The organism is Arthrobacter sp. NPDC090010 (assembly GCF_044748305.1).
Lineage (GTDB): Bacteria > Actinomycetota > Actinomycetes > Actinomycetales > Micrococcaceae > Arthrobacter_E.
This window is the reverse complement of record NZ_JBIVFT010000003.1, coordinates 272,987-291,759: the sequence shown is the minus strand read 5'-3', so window position 1 is coordinate 291,759 and position 18,773 is coordinate 272,987. Positions and strand designations below refer to the sequence as shown.

Genomic DNA, 18,773 nt, shown 5'->3' with positions numbered 1-18,773 from the left:
ACTTCTCTGACTCAAAATAAAGCTATTTCAGTTGATAAAGCATCGAATCCGGGGGTTTCACGTGAAACCCCGGCCAAGAAGGCGAGTACTGTGATCGATTCCCTTGACGAGTCCAGCCCCATTGCACGTCAGTTGGCGAGCGAGAACCGCCGGCGGGAGAAGCTGGCCGGGAGGTCGCTCCCGAAACCTGAATCGACGCGTGTCTTCACGGTCTCCAACCAGAAGGGCGGCGTCGGCAAGACCACGACGACGGTGAACATCGCCGCAGCCTTGGCTTCGGCCGGCCAGAACGTGCTGGTGATCGACATCGATCCGCAGGGCAATGCTTCAACGGCACTTGGGATCGAACACCACGCTGAGGTCGACTCGATCTACGACGTCCTGATCAACGACCTTCCCCTGGGCGATGTCGTGGCCGACTGCCCTGATATCGAGCGGCTTCAGTGCGCTCCGGCCACCATCCATCTGGCGGGAGCGGAAATCGAATTGGTCTCCCTGGTCGCCAGGGAGCAGCGGCTGCGCAGGGCCATCGACGTGTACGCGAAGCAGAGGGCGGAACAGGGCTTGGAGCGGCTCGATTTCGTCTTCATCGATTGCCCTCCGAGTCTGGGTCTGCTCACGGTCAATGCCTTCTGCGCGGCGCAGGAAGTGCTGATCCCCATCCAGTGCGAGTACTACGCCCTGGAAGGTCTCAGCCAGCTGCTGAAGAACATCGAGATGATTCAGAAGCACCTCAACGGTGATCTTCGGGTGTCCACCATCCTGCTCACCATGTACGACGGCCGGACCAACCTGGCCGCTCAGGTGGCTGCGGAGGTCCGGGAACACTTCCCGCAAGAGGTGCTGTCCGCGGTGATCCCTCGATCCGTGCGCATTTCCGAGGCGCCGAGCTATCAGCAGACCGTGCTGACTTACGATCCGAATTCCAGCGGTGCCCTGTCCTATCAGGAAGCTGCCGCGGAGATTGCCGAGCGTGGCAAATGACCTCGCGTACGGAAACGAATTTGAACCCGGTGACGATTGACTTCGTGCCGACCCCCGGACGGAGGAACCTCGCATGACTGAGAAACGACGTGGTCTGGGACGTGGCCTGGGTGCACTGATCCCGAACTCGGCGGATGCCGGCGGATCGACGCCTGCCACCCGCCCGGTGGATCTCTTCTTCCCCGCCCCTCAGCGCGAACGGGCTGCCGCGACGGAGGCTGAAACCGTTCCGTCCGAGGACACGAGCGGCAGCTCCAAGACCGCCGAGCCCGTGAAGAAGGCTCCGTCTGTAAACAAGGAGACGAAGTCCTCGAGGTCGACGAGCTCGAAGGACGGTGCAGCGCCGGTGAAGAAGGCTGCTGTACGGCGTTCGGCCACGGTCGCGAAGAAGACTGCAGCGGCCCAGGAGACGCCGACCGCGGTGGCACCTCCGGCCCCGGAGCCCGTGGTGGAGACGGGCACCGAATCCGGACTTCTCCCCGTTCCAGGGGCTCGCTTTGCGGAGATCCCTGTCGGTTCCATTTCACCCAATCCTCGGCAGCCTCGCCAGGAGTTCGACGAACAGGACATGGCGGAGCTCGTTCATTCGGTGCGCGAAATCGGCATTCTTCAGCCGATCGTGGTTCGCACGAAGGACGAAGGCAATGGATATGAGTTGGTTATGGGTGAACGCCGCTGGCGTGCCGCCCAGGAAGCCGGACTTGAAAACGTCCCAGCGATCATTCGTGCCACGACCGACGACGACCTGTTGCGCGACGCGCTTCTGGAGAACCTGCACCGCAGCCAGCTGAACCCGATTGAAGAGGCTGCGGCCTACCAGCAGCTCCTTGAAGACTTCGGCGCCACTCATGAGGAGCTCGCAGATCGTATCGGGCGTTCGCGTCCTCAGGTCTCCAACACCATCCGTCTTCTCCGCCTCCCTCCCCTGGTGCAGCGCCGCGTAGCTGCAGGCGTCTTGTCCGCCGGACATGCTCGTGCGCTGCTTGGGCTTCCGGATGCACCGGCGATGGAGCGGTTGGCGCAGCGGATTGTCGCTGAAGGTCTGTCGGTGCGGGCCACCGAAGAGGCTGTGGTCCTGTTCCAGGAGCCTGCTGATCAGAAGAAGAGTGCTGTACCGCGGAACACGGCGCGGCACGAGCGGCTGGATTACCTGGCATCGAGCCTGGCAGACCGACTCGATACCAATGTGAAGATCTCGCTGGGTGCCCGTAAGGGACGTGTGAGCATTGAATTCGCCAGTGTGGATGATTTGAACCGCATCATGGACGTCATCAATCCTTCCTAGCGACGAACGGTCCAAGCAGTAACCGAGGGTGGTGTTTCACGTGAAACACCACCCTCTTCTGCCTATGGATACCCCTGTGAGGAAACTGGTCATAGAGGTATGGGTGGTGAGATCAGACGCCGGAGGTCCTGGGTTGTTCGTGTGGGAGCGGCTGGACGGCCCTCTGACGGCCTGCGGGACTCAGTCCTCTGCTCGGGGCTGCTGACGGGGCTCTAGGTCTTCTGCGGGGCACGCAGGACGTCTTCTCAGGGCCTCGTTGGATGCGTCCGCGGGCGCCCCGAGAGTTCGTGGAGAGAAGCGCCTGATCCAGGAACTTGAGACGGCGACGACGGCTGTACGTACCGGGATCAGCGGATCGGATTGGACTCTTAGCAGGTGGAGGCGGGCACGTCGGATTCGGCGGCTCGCGTACTCGGACTGCCCAAACGGATTGCCGCTGGCCAAAGATACCGACGTAGCCGCTTTTCTGCTCTGAAAGGGACGTCCTTCTCCCCCTCGAGGGGAATCGCGGCGCGCCTGGGCGCGATGCCTCCGGCCGGCCATGCTGACAGTCCCGTAGTCCACCGCCTCAGTGCTGTCCGCTGAGCATGCCGCTGACGACTCCGAGTGGTCGTCTGGCTGCGCGTTGACGTAGAGGCGCGATGGCGGCGGGACGGCGCGGGCGCGGGCGCACTAGTGGACCAGCGGCTCGTCGATGAGAAGCCACATTCTCATCGAGCTGAAGGGTACCTGCCGTGCGCCGCTAGCCGCTCCTGTAAGAGTTCGGTGGATATCTGCTCCACTCTTGTGCCGAAGCGGCCGGAGAAGGCCACGGAGCAGCTGCGACGGGGCTGTGAAGGACGTCGCGGAACTGCTGACCAGACTCAGCGGCAGTCCGAGCCGTGCGGGGATTCCGACGGTGGACTGCCGGCTGTCAGAACAGGCGCGCAGCCTTGGTCGCTGTGAGGGAGAGCGCATTGCGTTCGAAAAGGATCCCATCTTCGCAAATCAGGGGCGATATGGATTTGGGGGCGGGACAAGGAAGGCTTCGTCGAGAGCATACGACCCCCAGCTCCGGCGATCACCCCTTGCTTTGGACGAGCTCCACAGCGACGACGAATTGGTCATCGATGAACTATCGGAGTGTTTCGACACTGATCTGGGCCGCGGAAGGCTCTCGTCGAGGTATTACGGGACCCTCGGCGAGTCGGGACTGATGCAGAGCGTCTTGCTCGCCGTAACGGTGCCCCGGAAAGGACCTAATTGAATGCTCGCATCAGGACCGGCGCACGATCCTGACTAATGCGGCGGGAACCATAAGGCCGAGTTCTGTTTCACGTGAAACATTGTGATTGTCAGATGCGGGATAGACCTCCCTGGCCTTGGTGCTCGAATCCGCTTCAGGGAACGGCACGGAACGTGACCTCGTATCTGTTCGACCGCACATAGCTCGCGGGCCGGACAGGAACGAGCAGTGTTGGCAGCTGCTCATGAGAGCCCGCTTCTCCCCCGCACCTCGGGTTTCACGTGAAACATTGTCCCCTCTGTGGAGTCATGAGTGGCTGCAGAGAGTACGTCAGTCGTAGCACTCTCCCGAACCGGCCTGGCGATCCACGTCGTGTATGGCGGGCGCGGACCGACCGGACATTGGTGCTGGCCGCCTCCTTTGGCCGCGTGAGACGGAATGAGGTCGGAGCAGCAGCTGGGCTCTGTTTGGATTGGGACCGTCTCTAAACGGACTTGGTCGGCGAGGCGAGTGACGCTGTGGATATTCCTGGGGGCTGTGTCGAACAGGCCCATGTTCCCGCGGACCGAGAGTCGCGTGCCTGTGGATAGGTCTGTGGACTAGTGCGAGGTGAGGATCTCCCCAGGGTGTACCTGACGTGATACGGATCTGGCGGTTCTTGATGCGCTTTCGCGTGTGCTTCGGCTCTAGGTCCCAACCGGTTTCCCTAAGGATCACAGTTCGTTCTTTTGGATCAGGGCATGCGTCAGACGAATTTTGCGGATTGGAGACAAAGAAGGTACGAATTTCAGCAATTCAAACGGGCAAATCCCCACTGATCTACTCTTGGTTCAGGCCTCAATAGTCAGCGAAGCTGCAAGCCCATCCATCGCGTCCGATGTTTCACGTGAAACCAGAGCGCGCAGACCTTACTCAGGGACAACGATAGGCTGTGGATAGCTGCACGCTGAACCCGCGTAGTTCTGGGGATCTATCTGTGGATAACTTTGTGGACAGAGCGACCGTCACCCGTACGAAGGCCTGGGTTCTCCTGATGGCTGGAGATGGCGAGAGTCGTCTAGTGGTACTTACCAACAGGGCGGTAGTGCCGACTTTGGGCGAGAGTCCGAGATGTAATGACTGCGTCGATGTTTCACGTGAGACGACCGAAAGCAGGCGGTCAGTATGAGTCACGGTCGAGGTCAGTTCCACCGATTCGCATGGTCGCTCGGACGGCCGTGTAGATCGGAGTGTACTGAATCGTCGCTCGGTGACTCGCAGATCCGTGGGTACTCCTGCATCCAACGGCGGACTACGGAGGCTTGAGAGCAGCGGCCAGTCGCCGGTGGGGGTGTATAGGCTGTTACCGGCTTGCCCCCACAGAAGGTCCCTCTCAGCGGTGGACGCCGGCGTGGAGTGAGGCGATGCGGTCTTGGTGTCGAACGGAGTGGCCGAAATTCACCATGTGAGACCCGAACGGGCGTTGTGTACGACGGGCTGGATCTGAGGGACGTCTTGTGCTGATTGCGACACCTGGAGCCGTGGGGCCGCTTCAGAGTGATCCGAGCCGCCGACGCCCCTTCTAACGCGCTTGATCGGCGGGCCGTTGGGTGACTTAGCTTGGACTCGCGCAGGATTTCGGATGCCATTGAGGGGCCGCCGAAGACGTTGTGAAATTCTGGGACGGGGGTCCAAGGCCGGGAAAGGGACGGGTGCGGTCACTCTGAGGTCCGTGAACGGTTCGCTGCTATGTGGGAGTTGAAGTCACCATGAGAGCGCGGCGCATCGTACGAACTAGAACCGTCATGCGAGCTGGCACCACCATGAGAGCGCGAACTGTCGTGAGAGCTAGAGGCATCATGAGAACCACGACAAGGTGTCTTTTGGCGTGGCGGGAGGCGCTGGACCGCCAGGCGCTCAGTACGAGCGAGTTCTGTGAGCTGTCTCCGTCGGTGATATGGCGCCTAAGACAGCCGATAGGGCGCGTTAGACCGGCAGCCGGGCCGAGCGTGGATGCCTGATGGATCGAGGACGCTCTTGCTGTGACGACGTTTCGTTGACGCGGGTGCGTCGGTCGACCGATGAGCGCACACGACACTTCCGGGCCGGCCGTGATGTTTCACGTGAAACCGTGCTCAGAAGAGGGCCTTCCTTGGCCTCGACGTTTCACGTGAAACGATCCCTACTTGGAAGTGAGAAGGGATGAGGGCAAGCGCTGCGTCTTCTGGGTGGGGTAAGCGCCAGTTTGGGCGAGCGAATCGACACTTGCTGTCATCCAGAAGGTCAGAAGACGGATCTCAGCGGTGGACTTCGTACCTCTTAGGACAGCGCGGGGACTCGTCGCTCGCCGTGGGTGACTCTGTGAGGCCCTGGATTGGTGGTCCTGTAAGCCTTGGCGGCTCTGGAAACCTTGGAGACGTGGTTCCAGAGGTGGAATGCTGCACTCGTGGTGGAGGGGGTGTTGAGGCTTGTATGCGGTCTTCTGAGCACCTGCGTGGAGCACTGAGCCTCGGGGGGCTTCAGGAGTGTTCTCATGGCTTCAGCGGCCGCGCCCGTGCGGATCCTTCCATCGAGGCGCTGCGGGGCATCTCGCGAAATGCAGAGACCAGTTCCGCTAGTCCTGGATGCTCCATTGATCGCTCCTATTACGCGTCCAGCAGCGTCGATTGCGGCTCTTCTGGGGTGGAGGATCTGGCCTTCTGAGATCGCTGGTTCCCGGACGGTCGGTCTGGGTTTGCCATTGCCGGTGGGCTGATACTCCCATCTCGTGGATAGGAATAAGGCAACTCATGAAGTCTGTATTGTGCCCGTGAGGCACCGTCCGTTCGGGCCCGTCGATCTCGCCATGACGCCGTGCTCTGCGGCATTCGTCAGGGTGAAGGGACGCCTTCGTGCAGAGGAGGTTTGTTGCGATAGCCGTGGTGCTTGAACCGCAGAGGCGCTGTGGAGTCGCTTGGTGTGGCGACTGGTGTGGTGTTTGTCTGCAGCCGGCACGGGACGTTCAGTGAGCGGTGCTGTGCCGTGAAGTCCGCGGGGCCGTCTTTGATGTTCGGCGATCTACTGCCCGAGGAGGAACTGGTTGGTGCTCATGCTGTTTGTTGTTGAGCGTCTGAAAACGACGAACTCAAGGGTTGTCGCGAGTATGGACGTGTCCGCTGCTTCCGTGTCCTCCTGTCGAACCCACGAGCTATCGCCGAGGACTTGTCATGGGCTGCGCCGATAGAAGGACCTGGTGCTTTGGGACGGCGATCTCATGCATGGAGAGTGCTTTGGGTGGATACGGGCGTAGACATGCCGCACGGGCAGTGGTCCAGGACAAGGAAGAAGGCCGACTGCGGAGACGACTCGTAGTGGAGCCGAGGTTCCTAGTGTGTTCGGCGGGTATCGCCTGTGGTGAACCCGTGCGGGAACCTGGTGAGGCAGCGCAGAAGAACACTCTGCCACGGTGCACCGGTGACGTCGTCGTGGGGGACGGAGCAGGCCTCGTGTGGCTCGGGCACGCCACGTCTGGTTGCGGTGTACAGAGGGACCGATGCCGGAGACGAGGCACCGCGGGCCGGGGCGTTCATTGGAAGGATTCCCCTGTTCTGATGTTTCACGTGAAACACTGAGGGCCACACACCGGAGGTGTGTGGCCCTCAGTCAACTTCCGGGGGTTCCGGATGTGGGGGAATCAGCCGAGAACGTCGGAGAATTCCTTTTCGAAGTACTGCTTCGGGTAGGCACCCGTCACGGTGTTCTTCACTTCGCCGCCCTGGAAGAGGTAAACAGCCGGAATCGAGGTGATGCCGTACTTCGATGCGACGGCCGGGTTGTCGTCGACGTTCACCTTGACGACCTGGACCTTGTCGGCATTCTCTTCGGCGATCTGGTCGAGGATCGGGCTCAGACGGCGGCAGGGGCCGCACCATTCGGCCCAGAAGTCGACGATGACCGGCTTTTCGGCCTGCAGGACGTCAGCCTCGAAGCTGGCGTCGGTAACGTCCTTGGCGTTGCTCATGATTTCCTTCTTTCCTGGAATCAATCAGTGGTTCTGGAGGTAATGCTCGACGTCGATCGCCGCAACGCACCCGGAGGCTGCGGCAGTGATCGCTTGGCGATACTTGGGGTCGATCACGTCGCCGGCCGCGAAGACACCCGGAAGGCTGGTCTTCGACGTGCGCCCGTCGACGGCGATGGTGCCGTCGGCGGTGAGATCGAGGATCCCCTTGAAGAGATCCGTACGCGGGTCGTTGCCGATGGCCACGAAGAGACCGGTCAGCGGGACGTCCTGTTCGACTTCGTCGATGAGGTTCTTGATCCGGATGCCGGTGACCTTGTCACCTCCGAGGACGTCGACGACCTCGCTGTCCCAGATGAAGTTGATCTTCTCGTGGGTCAGTGCACGGTCGGCCATGATCTTCGAGGCACGCAGTTCCTTACGGCGGTGGACCACGGTGACCTGCGAAGCGAACTTGGTGAGGAAGAGTGCCTCCTCCATGGCCGAGTCGCCGCCACCGATGACCGCGATGTTCTGATCCTTGAAAAAGAAACCGTCACAGGTTGCACACCAGCTAACGCCATGTCCGGAGAGACGCTTCTCGTTGTCCAGACCGAGCTCGCGGTATGCCGAACCGGTGGACACGATGACCGTACGGGAGCGGTGAGTCTCGCCGTTGCCGAGGGTGACACTCTTGACCTCGCCCTCGAGATCGACGGAGACCACATCTTCGTACTCGATGCGTGCACCGAAACGGCTGGCCTGCTGCTCGAGGTTGTCCATCAGATCCGGGCCCTGGATGCCCTCCGGGAAACCGGGGAAGTTCTCGACCTCCGTGGTGTTCATCAGCTCGCCGCCGGCGGTCACGGAACCGGCGAACACGATGGGGCTGAGTTTGGCACGGGCGGTGTAGATCGCCGCGGTGTAGCCGGCAGGGCCCGAGCCGATGATGATGACGTCGTGGACCTCAGGGGCGGTGGTTTCTTGCGTGCTCACGTGGGTGGAGTCCTCTTCCTCGCTCGAGCCGTACGAATGCGGCAGAGGGCACAACGACGCGGAGCATCGAACTATTCCGTCAACGAAGTGGCCCCAGGCCTCTTCTCAGAGTACCTGGGGCCGTCGCGCTACTGAATTTTGATTTCCGACAATCTCAAACCGTACGGATATTGCGTTCTCGGTGCCGCCAGGCGGGGCAGCGCGGTGATGTCCACGATCACATACTGGGCTGTGACGTTGCCGGTGACCGTCATGCTCAGATTCGGGCCCGTGAACGAGTTGCTGGCCACCTGCTTGGCACCGTCCAGGCTGGGCTTGTCATTCGTGTACACGGTGACCGAGCCGCCGGAACCCCCCAGTTGAGCGAGGGTGACCGACTTGATCGGCGCGGCCTCCTTGAGCTTCACCACCAGGGGGACACTCTTGACGAAACCGCCCCAGTTCTCCGTGGCGAATTCCATATTGGACCAGTACGTGGCGTTGTTACCGTCGATCGCCTTTGTAAGGTCCTTGTCGTATTCGGCGGCGAAGTCGAACGTTCCGAGCCGGGTCAGGGAATCGATCGCGGGGGCCGGAAGAACCGGCGGCGCCGAGGTCTGAGGTTGCTGACTCGGGGAGGGAGCCGTTGACGGCGGGGCGCTGCTGCTCGATGTCGCGGCCGGTGTACCAGAACTGAAGATGCTTCCGAGGCTGTTCACGGCGAAGATCAGTGCGGCGATCAGGACCACCACGAGCACTCCCCCGACGATCCACCGAGTGCTTCGGTTCTCCGCGATGGGTTCGGTCTCTTCTTCGGGCTCGGTGTCGAACCCCAGCATCTCGCCCCGTGCCGCGGCAGGGAAATGGCTCGCCTCGCGGCGCTGCTCGTCCTCGCTCGGAGCCTGGGCGAATGCCGCCGTCGCGGCGGCCGGCTCAGGGTCGACGACGGGAGCGGAAGGCTCGCGGGACGGCGTCACGTCCGGAGTGCGCTGCACCGGCTCTGTCGCCGGGGCGGCAGGAGGAACGGCTTGCCTGGCAGGAGGAGCGGGTTGTGGAGCGGCGGGTTCCGCCTGCTGAGGTTCTGCGGGCTCCGGGGATTCGTCCTCAGGCTCTGGAGAATCGTAGTGGATGACCGAGCCGTCGTCCTCGTAGCGTCCGCCATAGGTCTCCGGTTCCGAGGACCGCGCCTCACCGAAAATCTCGCTTCCCAGGGTCTCCGTGAAGAACGGTTCGACATAGGGGGCATTCGTCTCCACCAGCAGATCCAGCAGATCCGGTGCGTTCGAGTGGCTCGTGATCAGGTAGGTCAGGCCTTCGGTGACGCCGAGGTCCAGTATCTGCATGGCGCCGGGCCGTTCGCCGGTGGCGACTTCGCGCGCGCTGAGTGAAAGCCGCTCGGCGTTCTGCTCGCTGGCCACCAGGATGCTGACCGGGCGGTTCAGGACCTGGTCCACTCCGTCCAGGACCTGATCCTGGTCGTGGGACATCAGCACCGAACCGGTGACCTTGTAACGGCCACCCAATACGGAACCGACCTCGATCTGCTGGGACATCTGTACCTCCTCAAGCCCCGAGACGACGCGGGACTGCTCCGAACACCGATCCTATCGAAGGCTGACTGTCAATGAAGCCCCGGGGGGAAATGCGGGTTTTCTCCGGACTTGCCCTGATAGGCGTGCCGGCCGATGGGCGGCTGGGACGGATCCGTCCAGAGCCAGTCGCGGAAGGCCGCGAACATCCGTCCGGCGCCGCGTGCCTCCTGGACCGGGCCGTCGTCGTAAGACGGGGCCGCGCGGTGCGTGCCACCGGAGGTGACGGTCTCCCCCACGTCTTCCGGGCTGGGTGCCGCGCGGAAGGACTCCGCATCGAAGCCCCCGGAGATCCTGGGGAGCAGTCCGGTGTCCATCGACACCGCCGGCGCGGCCGCCGTCGTCGGCTCAGCAGGGGATGCCGCTGACGGCTGAGGCGCTGCAGGGCGGATGAAGCGTGCGAGCAGCGGCCTCAGCAGATCGCGCAGTTCTTCGACACGGAAGACCCGCAACAGGACGATGTAGGCAGCCAGCATGATCGGTGCGGTCACGCAGATCGTGAGCAGGGCGGACAGCTGGTTGTGCCAGAGGAACCCGTCGGACCGGTACCCGCCGAAAAGCCAGAGCACGACGCCGCCGACGATGGCTGAGCCGACGCCGGCGTAGCCCATGCGGATGTAGGAATTGACGATGCGTGGACCGTCCAGGTTGCCGAGGAACCGGCGGAGGAAGAAAGCGCTGATCACCACGGAGAGGATGTTTCCGACCGAGTACAGCACGGCGATGGCGTAGATGATGACGTCGGGCGGCAGGAACTGGATGATGAAAGCGCCCACCAGATTGACCACGCCCAGCATCGCCTGGACGTAGAAGGGCGTCCGGGCATCCTCACGAGAGTAGAAGACCCGGGTCATCATGAAGTTGATGCTCAGACAGGGACTGGTCAGGGCCAGGATCGACAGGGTGATCGCCAGAAGCGCGCCGTCCTGCGGCTTGCCCGCGGAGAAGAACATGCCGATGGGGCCCGCGAGCACGAGCAAGGCGATGGCCGTGAAGACGATGGCGACGGCAACCGTGCGGAGCCCGTTGGAGAGGGCGGAGCGGAGGGCCTGGAGGTTGTTGTCCAGGGCGGCTTGCGCCATCCGGTTGAACAGCACTGTGGCCAGTGAGAGCGCGATGATCGAGTGCGGCAGGAAGTAGAGCTGGCTGGCCAGGTCCAGCACCGCGTTACCGGCGATCGGAGCTGATCCTTCCGGCGCGGCCGCGCGTGCGGCACCGGGGATCGTTGCGACCTTCATGACGTAGAGGAACGCCAGCTGGCTGACCACGGTGGTGAGCAGGGCCCAGATGCCGAGCTTCGCGGCGTGCCCGAGACCCACCCCACGCCAGCCGAAGCGGGGCCGGAGCCCGAGCTTCAGTCGCAGGACGGGAATGAACAGCAGGGCTGTCTGAATGGCGACGCCCAGCGTGGAGAAACCCGCCACGAGGACCGTCTGGCCCACGCCCCAGTTTTCGATGGTGTGCGGATGGGCGGCGTTGCTGCCGAAGATGAACACGAACATGCCGAGGCCGGCGATGGCCACGACGTTGTTCACGATGGGCGCCCACATCGCCGGGGCGAAGGCTCCATGGGCGTTGAGTACCTGGGTCAGCAGTGCATAGAGCCCGTAGAAGAAGATCTGCGGCAGACAGTAGACGGCGAACGTGACGGCCAGGCTCATCTGCGCGGGGCCGTAGTCCGAGGTGGTCCATTGGATCAGGACCGGCGCACAGAGAGTCACGAGCGCCGTGAGGGAGAACATGACGATCACGCCGAGCGTCAGGAGCCGGCTGACGTAGTCCGCTCCCCCGTCCGGGGCACGACTGGCCTTGATCACCTGGGGCACCAGGACGGCGTTGAAGACACCTCCGGCCACCAGCACGAACACCATGTTCGGGAGGTTGTTGGCGTTGACGAAGGTGTCGGTGACGGTGGAACCGAGTCCCAGGGCCGCGATGAGCAGCCAGGACTTCACGAAGCCCAGGACCCTGGAGATGAGGGTCCCGACCGCCATGAGCGCGCTGGACCGGGAATCGCTGGCCCGGATGGCAGCGGGTCTCGCGGACGGGGTCGAATTCTGGGCGCCGACGGCGTTTTTGGCTTGTGACATCCCTAGTATCGTCTCATTCCCGGCCGAGGCAGCGGCTGAACCCCGCCGGGCACGGCGAACTCCGCCAGCGAGCCTGGGCGATCAGGAGGGGAGGTGGCCTGGCAGCAGTTCCCGGGCCAGATCCGCGATGCGGCGCTCATTGGGGAAAGAAAGTTTCCGGGCCAGCTCACCGAGCGGGACCCAGGCGACGTCGACCGCCTCATGATCCGGATCATTCTCGATGGTGAGCTCTCCGCCCGTGGCACGCAGCAGATAGTGATGCACGGTCTTGTGGACCCGGTGGCTGCTGACCGTGAACCAGTAGTCGATGCTTCCGAGCGGGGTCAGGATGTCCCCTTCGATGCCCGTCTCCTCCGCGATCTCCCGGACCGCGGCCTCCTCATTGCTCTCCACACCCTCGGGGTGGCCCTTGGGAAGGCACCACTCGAGACGTCCGCCGCGGTTGATGCGGGCGATGATGGCCACGAGCAGTTCATGAGAGGAGGTGTCGACGACGACGCCGCCTGCGGAGACCTCTTCCACGGTCGGCAGAGTGGCCGGAAGATTCTGGTGTGCGGGGGCAATGTGGGCACCGATCGCCGAAGGCAGGGGGGCGTTGTTCCTCCTGTTCGGAGCGCTCGGTACTGGATTGGCCATGGGCATAACTCTAACGATCTTTCCTGGAACCCGAGGACGGGCCATGCGCCACGGGGACAGCCGGAGGCGGGCCGAGGCATTCGGGGCTGGAGCCTGAAACGTGACAAACTTGAGCCACTATGGTGCGCGAAAATCAGGGTGGTGCGGCCGCCTCCGTCGGCTTCGACCTCGACCCCGTGATCTTGGAACTGGGACGGCTCTACGTGGCAGCCGGTCACGAACTCTCCTTGGTCGGAGGTCCTGTCCGCGATCTGTTCCTCGGCCGGCGGTCCCTCGACCTCGACTTCACCACGGACGCCACCCCGGAACAGACCCTGGCGATCATCAAACCGTGGGCGGACACCCATTGGGAGATCGGCAAGGCGTTCGGAACGATCGGCCTGCGGAAGTCCGGTTTCCAGATCGAAATCACCACCTATCGGGCCGAGTCCTATGACCCGCAGTCCCGCAAACCTGCAGTCGCTTTCGGGACGTCCCTGGAGGACGACCTCTTCCGCAGGGATTTCACGATCAACGCCATGGCGTTGAAACTCCCGGATCTGGAACTCGTGGACCCGTTCGGAGGCTTGAAGGATCTGCATGCCGGGGTGCTTTCGACTCCGGGGCGCGCCGAGGATTCCTTCTCCGACGACCCGCTGCGCATGATGCGGGCCGCACGCTTCGCATCCCAGCTGGACGTGGGCGTCAGCCTGGACGTCAAGGCCGCCATGACGGACATGGCCGAGCGGATCGACATCATCTCCGCGGAGCGGGTCCGGGATGAGCTGGTCAAATTGATCAACGGTGCCCGGCCGAGGATCGGCGTCGACCTCCTCGTAGAGACCGGACTCGCGGACCGAGTTCTGCCGGAAGTTCCGGCCCTGCGGCTCGAAGCCGACGAACACCACCGGCACAAAGACGTCTACCAGCACTCCTTGCAGGTGCTCGAACAGGCCGCAGCGCTGGAGAGCGATCAGGACGGGCCCGTCCCGGGGCCGGACTTCGTGCTGCGCTTCGCCGCGCTGCTGCACGACATCGGCAAGCCTGCGACCCGGCGCTTCGAGAGCGGTGGCTCGGTGTCTTTCCGGCATCACGATGTGGTGGGCGCCAAGCTCGTGACCAAGCGGATGAAGGCGCTGCGCTTCGATAACGACACCATCAAGGCCGTGGCACGTCTGGTGGAGCTCCACATGAGGTTCTACGGTTACGGCGAGGCGGGCTGGACGGACTCCGCCGTGCGTCGTTACGTGACCGACGCAGGTCCGCTCCTGGAGCGTCTGCACCGGCTGACCCGTTCCGATGTGACCACCAGGAACCGCCGGAAGGCGGAGCGTCTGGCATTCGCCTATGACGATCTGGAACGGCGCGTCGCCGAGTTGAAGGAAAAAGAGGCCCTGGACGCCGTGCGTCCGGATCTGGACGGCCAGCAGATCATGGCCCTGCTGCAGCTCGGCCCCGGCCCGGTGGTCGGCCGCGCGTACAAGCACCTCCTCGAGCTGAGGATGGAGCACGGCCCCCTCAGCACTGAGCGGGCCGAGGACGAGCTCCGCCTATGGTGGGGGAAGCAGCCCGAAGCACAACAGCCCGCCTCACCGGATGCCGGCGTCGACGGCTCTGAGAACTGAAGGACAGTGATGGAGATCCCCCTGGAGCACGACCTTCCCCGTCTCTGGCTCTTGCGGCACGGTGAGACCGAGTGGTCCCGCAGCGGCCAGTACACGGGCCGTACGGATCTTCCGCTGACCGAGGAGGGCGAACGTCAGGCCGTACGTGCCGGCAGTGTGCTCCAGGACGTGAAGTTCCGCCAGGTGCTCACCTCACCGCTGCAGCGTGCGCGCCGGACCGCGGAGCTTGCGGGGTTCCCGCACGCCGAACCGGAACCCGACGCCATGGAGTGGGACTACGGCGACTACGAAGGCGTCAACTCGGCCGAAGTCCGGGCGCAGAACCCCTCCTACCTGATCTGGAACGACGGCGTGCCGAACGGCGAGACGATCGAGCAGGTGGCGGCGCGCGCCGACCGTATCGTCCAGCGGGTGCGCGACGGCGGCCCCGGGGACGTGCTGGTGGTGGCTCATGGGCACTTCTGCCGCATCCTCACGGCCCGCTGGCTGGGTCTGGAACCAGGACTGGGACGGCACTTCCTGCTGGGCACGGCCCGTGTGTGCACTCTCGGCTGGGACAAGAGGACTCCCGCCGTCGTTTCCTGGGGTCTTTAGGGCTCCGAATTCCATCGCCCGGGGACGGGCGAAGATATTCCGGAAAAATTTCAGGAATATCGTCGTATGGGGTTGGCAATTGCTGAAAACATCCTGTACGTTGTTAAACGTGCCCACCGATTGGAGGGCACAAGATCCAGAGGATGCTTCCTGCGGCAGTGCTGAGCGTGGAACCCTCCGGGTCGGTCCCTATCGGCGTCAAGAGAAAAGGAGGTTGCGAAATGAATATCATCAAGAACACCGCACTGTACACGGATGTGCACGCGTTCGGTGGAGCGGCAACCTCCCGGCCTCGGCGTCTTAACGCAGCGTAGGTCTGCGCGGGGATCCCGTCACCACACGGGATCCGTCTCTTTCAACCGGGATGGTTGGCCGCCCCTTCGTCGGGCTTCTCACTGAACGCAGCCGGGCATAGCCCTGTTTTCATCACTCGCACCCGTCGTGTTCCAGTGAATTCTCATTGAATTGATTCCTATGGTTTCCCCACGCCTGGGAAAAGAATTCTTTTGATCACTCCACCGGTAATTCACCGCGCCCAAAAACAATGAGGAATCATGATCATCCCTATTCTTGACGACCCCCGGTCCGTTCCGTCTGGACACGAGAAGCGTGTCGGCGGAACGCCATCCACATCCTGGAGCCATCCGGCCCAGGACCTTCAGACACTCAGCGCGAAAGGGGGTGTGCCCTCATGAAGCAGTTCCCAGAAGAGGCCCTGGTCTTCCAGCAGCAGAATCGGCTGAAGAACCAGGAGTTCACGACCAGGACTCTGGAGCAGACCCGTGACGACGTGTTCGTCCAGCTGCACCTGATGAACGCCATCCGCTGACCCGTTCCCTTGGACGGCTCTGCGGCAACAGCATCCCATCGCCAGACGCATGGTGGTGATGGGCTGAGAATACGGAGGACTCCGGGTGTAGCAGACGCCCGGAGTCCTCCGTGCGTCCCGGCATCGTAAATCCCCTCTCTGGAGGCCGGTTCCGCAAGGTGCGGGCCCTGCTGGCGGTGGGGAACGGCCGGTAGGCTCGTTGCATGGAAGAGGAGCGGCGTCATCGCACTCGCAGCCGGCTGGTGGTGCCCACCCGGGCGGATTCTCTGCTGGCACGGTGGACCGAGGCCGTCGGTGGGCCTTTGGGTTCCAGGACCGCACCCGGCGTCGTCACTCCCGGTTTCTTCACGGTCGACCGCGTTCTCGTGATGCTGACTGTTCTCGCCGCCCTGATAGCGCTGGCGGCCAAGTCCTACTGCCGGAGCAATGGCTGGGGCGGTGCGGGGCAGTACTACGCCACGTGTTACTCGGACTTCCCCACCCTATTGGGCGGGGAGGCGTTCGCGAACGGCTCTCTTCCCGTGTTCACGCCGGGAGTCCACTTCGAGTACCCCGTGCTGCTCGGCCTGGTGGCTGCGGTGACGGCACTGGGGGTCCCCGCATCACTGGCCCCGGCTCAGCGGGCGCTCGAGTACTTCGACCTCAACGCCTTCCTGGTGATCGTGCTCTGGATCGGCACCGTCCTGGTCACGGCGCGGCTCGCGCGCCGCAGGGCGTGGGACGCCGCGATGGTCGCCCTGGCCCCGGGGATCGTGGCGGCCGGTTTCATCAACTGGGATCTCTGGGCCGTGTTCGCGTTGGCCGTCGCCATGCTCTGTTTCGCGCGCGGACGGACCGTGTGGGCCGGGGTGCTGATCGGGCTCGGGGCAGCGATCAAGCTCTATCCGGCGCTGATGCTGGTGGCCATCCTGTTCCTGGCGATCCGCAGCGGCCGCCCGGCACCCTTCCTGCGCACGGCGATCGCCGCCGTCGTCAGCTGGCTCGTGGTCAATCTGCCGTTCGCCCTCCTGAACCCCGAGGCGTTCCGGTACTTCTTCGACTTCTCCGGGAGCCGCGGTGCGGGCTTCTCCTCCCTTTGGGAGTCGTGGAACATCGTGGCGGGCCGCCTGGGCCAGCCCACGCTGAGCCCGGCCGCGGTGAACGTGGGGGTGGCGGTCTCCTTCACGGTGCTCTGTCTCCTGATCGGCTTCGCCACCGTCACGGCGCCGCGGCGTCCGCGGATCGCCCAGCTGCTCTTCCTGCTCGTCGCCGCTTTCGTGCTGTGCAACAAGGTCTACTCCCCGCAGTATGTCCTCTGGCTGATCCCCCTCGTGGCGCTCGCCCGGCCCGTGTGGAGGGACTTCCTGATCTGGCAGGCGGCCGAGCTCGTGCACTGGGCGGCGATCTGGATGTATCTCGCGGCGGGGACCAGTGGTTCCGGCCCGCAACACAACATCGATGTCCCGTACTACGTCTGTGCCGTCTTGCTGCATGCGGGCGCAAGCGCTTACATTATGGTGCGTGTCCTCTGGGACATGATGAACCCCGACGACGACATCGTGCGCGCCGGTGCCGTCGATGATCCTCAAGGAGGAGTCTTCGACGGCAGTCCCGACAGATTCCGGATAGATCCCGGGCCGCGAGGACACTCAGTACTGCCCTGGCGCCCGAGCAGCGGGCAGGGGACCATGCACCCGAGAGAAGATCACGAGGCTCGCTAAGTGAACACCCGGCTCCGTTCCGCAACCATCATGACCTTCGTGGTCTTCGCCATCAACGGCCTGATCTTCGCCAGCTGGGCTTCACGGATTCCGGCTGTGGCGGCCACTCTCAGCCTCTCGCCGGGCGAGATCGGCGGGCTGCTGTTGTGCATGGCGGTGGGTTCGCTCGTCGCGCTCCCGAGTGCCGGCTGGTGTGTGAACCGGATCGGTGTGGCCGGCACCATCCGTCTGGCCAGCGTGCTCATCACCCTCGCCGCGAGCGGCGTGGCACTCGGCCTGGCACTGCACTCCGTACCCGTCACCGGGATCAGCCTCGTGTTCATCGGCGGAGGGATCGGGCTCTGGGACGTCTCCCAGAACATCGAGGGCGCCGACGTCGAACATCAGCTCGGCCGCACCATCATGCCCCAGTTCCATGCCGCCTTCAGCGGTGGCGCCTTCCTGGGGGCCATGCTGGGCGCGGCCTTCTCCGCGATCGGCATCGGTCTGCCGGTGCACATGCTCGGAATAGCGGTTCTGGTGCTCGTCATGGGTCTCGTGGCTCCTCGCTACTTCCTGCCGCATACGCCGCACGACGCCGCCGAAGCGCCGACGGGCGGGAAGCTGTTCGCCTGGAAGGAGATGCGGACGCTGCTCATCGGTGTCGTCGTCATGGGTGCCACGCTCAGTGAAGGTGCCGGAAACGACTGGATCGCCAAGGGAGCCGTCGACGGGCTTCATCAGAGCGAATCGACGGGGGCCCTGGTGTTCGCCGTGTTCGTCGCCGGCATGACCCTGTTCCGTGTTCTCGGAGCCCGCCTCATCGACCGCTTCGGCCGGGTGGCCGTGCTTCGCGGCAGCATGCTGACCGCGGCTGTCGGCCTGGCTCTGTACTGCTGGAGCCCGGATCTGTGGCTGGCCGTGCTCGGCGCCGTGCTCTGGGGCGCGGGTGCGGCCCTGACCTTCCCCATGGGGATGTCCGCGGCGGCCGACGACCCGCGGCATGCGGCGGCACGCGTCTCCGTCGTCTCCACCGTCGGTTACGTGGCCTTCCTCGCGGGGCCGCCGGTCCTCGGGTTCCTCGCCGATCACCTCGGCGTCAGGAACGCCCTGCTCTTCATCGGCATCCCCATCCTGGTCGCCGCCGTCCTGGCCTCGGCCGCCAAACCGCTCACGGTGGAACGCAACCCTGCGAAGGACTGACGCGTCCGCCCGAAGGCGTACCGCCGTCGTCGTGGAATCATCCTCAGGGGGAGAGCCATCCGGAGGGGTCCTGGATAGCCTGGATATAAGGCGGAGGCCGGTTCACGATGGGCCGCGCGGGC

General features: G+C 63.8%; 12 protein-coding genes. 7 read left to right on the top strand and 5 right to left on the bottom strand.

The window, feature by feature from the left end; translation table 11 throughout:
• Positions 1-93: 93 nt before the first annotated feature.
• On the top strand, positions 94-984 hold the full coding sequence (locus tag ACIPXZ_RS06760) for a ParA family protein (protein WP_400591952.1): 891 nt from the start codon (positions 94-96) through the stop codon (positions 982-984).
• A 73-nt stretch (positions 985-1,057) separates the two neighbouring features.
• Positions 1,058-2,269 (top strand): ParB/RepB/Spo0J family partition protein, encoded by a 1,212-nt coding sequence (locus tag ACIPXZ_RS06755; protein WP_400591591.1) that lies wholly within the window; start codon positions 1,058-1,060, stop codon positions 2,267-2,269.
• Positions 2,270-7,146: 4,877 nt separating this feature from the next.
• Here ACIPXZ_RS06755 and trxA read toward each other — a convergent pair.
• The 5 genes from trxA to ACIPXZ_RS06730 form a co-directional block, all read right to left on the bottom strand.
• Positions 7,147-7,473: a thioredoxin gene (trxA, locus tag ACIPXZ_RS06750; RefSeq protein ID WP_400591589.1), complete on the bottom strand. Its 327-nt coding sequence runs from the start codon at positions 7,471-7,473 to the stop codon at positions 7,147-7,149.
• 24 nt (positions 7,474-7,497) lie between these two features.
• A complete protein-coding gene (gene trxB, locus ACIPXZ_RS06745) occupies positions 7,498-8,448 on the bottom strand; it encodes a thioredoxin-disulfide reductase (protein WP_400591587.1) in 951 nt (316 codons plus the stop codon).
• A gap of 128 nt (positions 8,449-8,576) precedes the next feature.
• A complete protein-coding gene (locus ACIPXZ_RS06740) occupies positions 8,577-9,980 on the bottom strand; it encodes a discoidin domain-containing protein (RefSeq protein WP_400591585.1) in 1,404 nt (467 codons plus the stop codon).
• A 68-nt stretch (positions 9,981-10,048) separates the two neighbouring features.
• Positions 10,049-12,106 carry a murein biosynthesis integral membrane protein MurJ gene (murJ, locus tag ACIPXZ_RS06735; protein ID WP_400591583.1) on the bottom strand — a complete coding sequence of 686 codons (2,058 nt, stop codon included), beginning with the start codon at positions 12,104-12,106 and terminating at the stop codon, positions 10,049-10,051.
• Between the two features lie 81 nt (positions 12,107-12,187).
• On the bottom strand, positions 12,188-12,694 hold the full coding sequence (locus ACIPXZ_RS06730) for an NUDIX hydrolase (protein ID WP_400591950.1): 507 nt from the start codon (positions 12,692-12,694) through the stop codon (positions 12,188-12,190).
• 167 nt (positions 12,695-12,861) lie between these two features.
• On the opposite strand from ACIPXZ_RS06730, the gene ACIPXZ_RS06725 reads away from it, so the two are divergent.
• The 5 genes from ACIPXZ_RS06725 to ACIPXZ_RS06705 all read left to right on the top strand — a co-directional run bounded on the left by ACIPXZ_RS06725 (position 12,862) and on the right by ACIPXZ_RS06705 (position 18,651).
• Positions 12,862-14,346: a CCA tRNA nucleotidyltransferase gene (locus ACIPXZ_RS06725; RefSeq protein WP_400591581.1), complete on the top strand. Its 1,485-nt coding sequence runs from the start codon at positions 12,862-12,864 to the stop codon at positions 14,344-14,346.
• Positions 14,347-14,355: 9 nt separating this feature from the next.
• Positions 14,356-14,940: a histidine phosphatase family protein gene (locus ACIPXZ_RS06720; RefSeq protein ID WP_400591579.1), complete on the top strand. Its 585-nt coding sequence runs from the start codon at positions 14,356-14,358 to the stop codon at positions 14,938-14,940.
• A gap of 691 nt (positions 14,941-15,631) precedes the next feature.
• Entirely contained in the window at positions 15,632-15,769 is a 138-nt protein-coding gene (locus ACIPXZ_RS06715) for a hypothetical protein (protein WP_400591578.1), read from the top strand.
• Between the two features lie 203 nt (positions 15,770-15,972).
• Positions 15,973-17,469, top strand: coding sequence for a glycosyltransferase family 87 protein (locus ACIPXZ_RS06710; protein WP_400591576.1), 1,497 nt, complete (start codon positions 15,973-15,975; stop codon positions 17,467-17,469).
• 30 nt (positions 17,470-17,499) lie between these two features.
• Entirely contained in the window at positions 17,500-18,651 is a 1,152-nt protein-coding gene (locus ACIPXZ_RS06705; protein ID WP_400591948.1) for an MFS transporter, read from the top strand.
• The last annotated feature ends 122 nt before the right edge of the window (positions 18,652-18,773 follow it).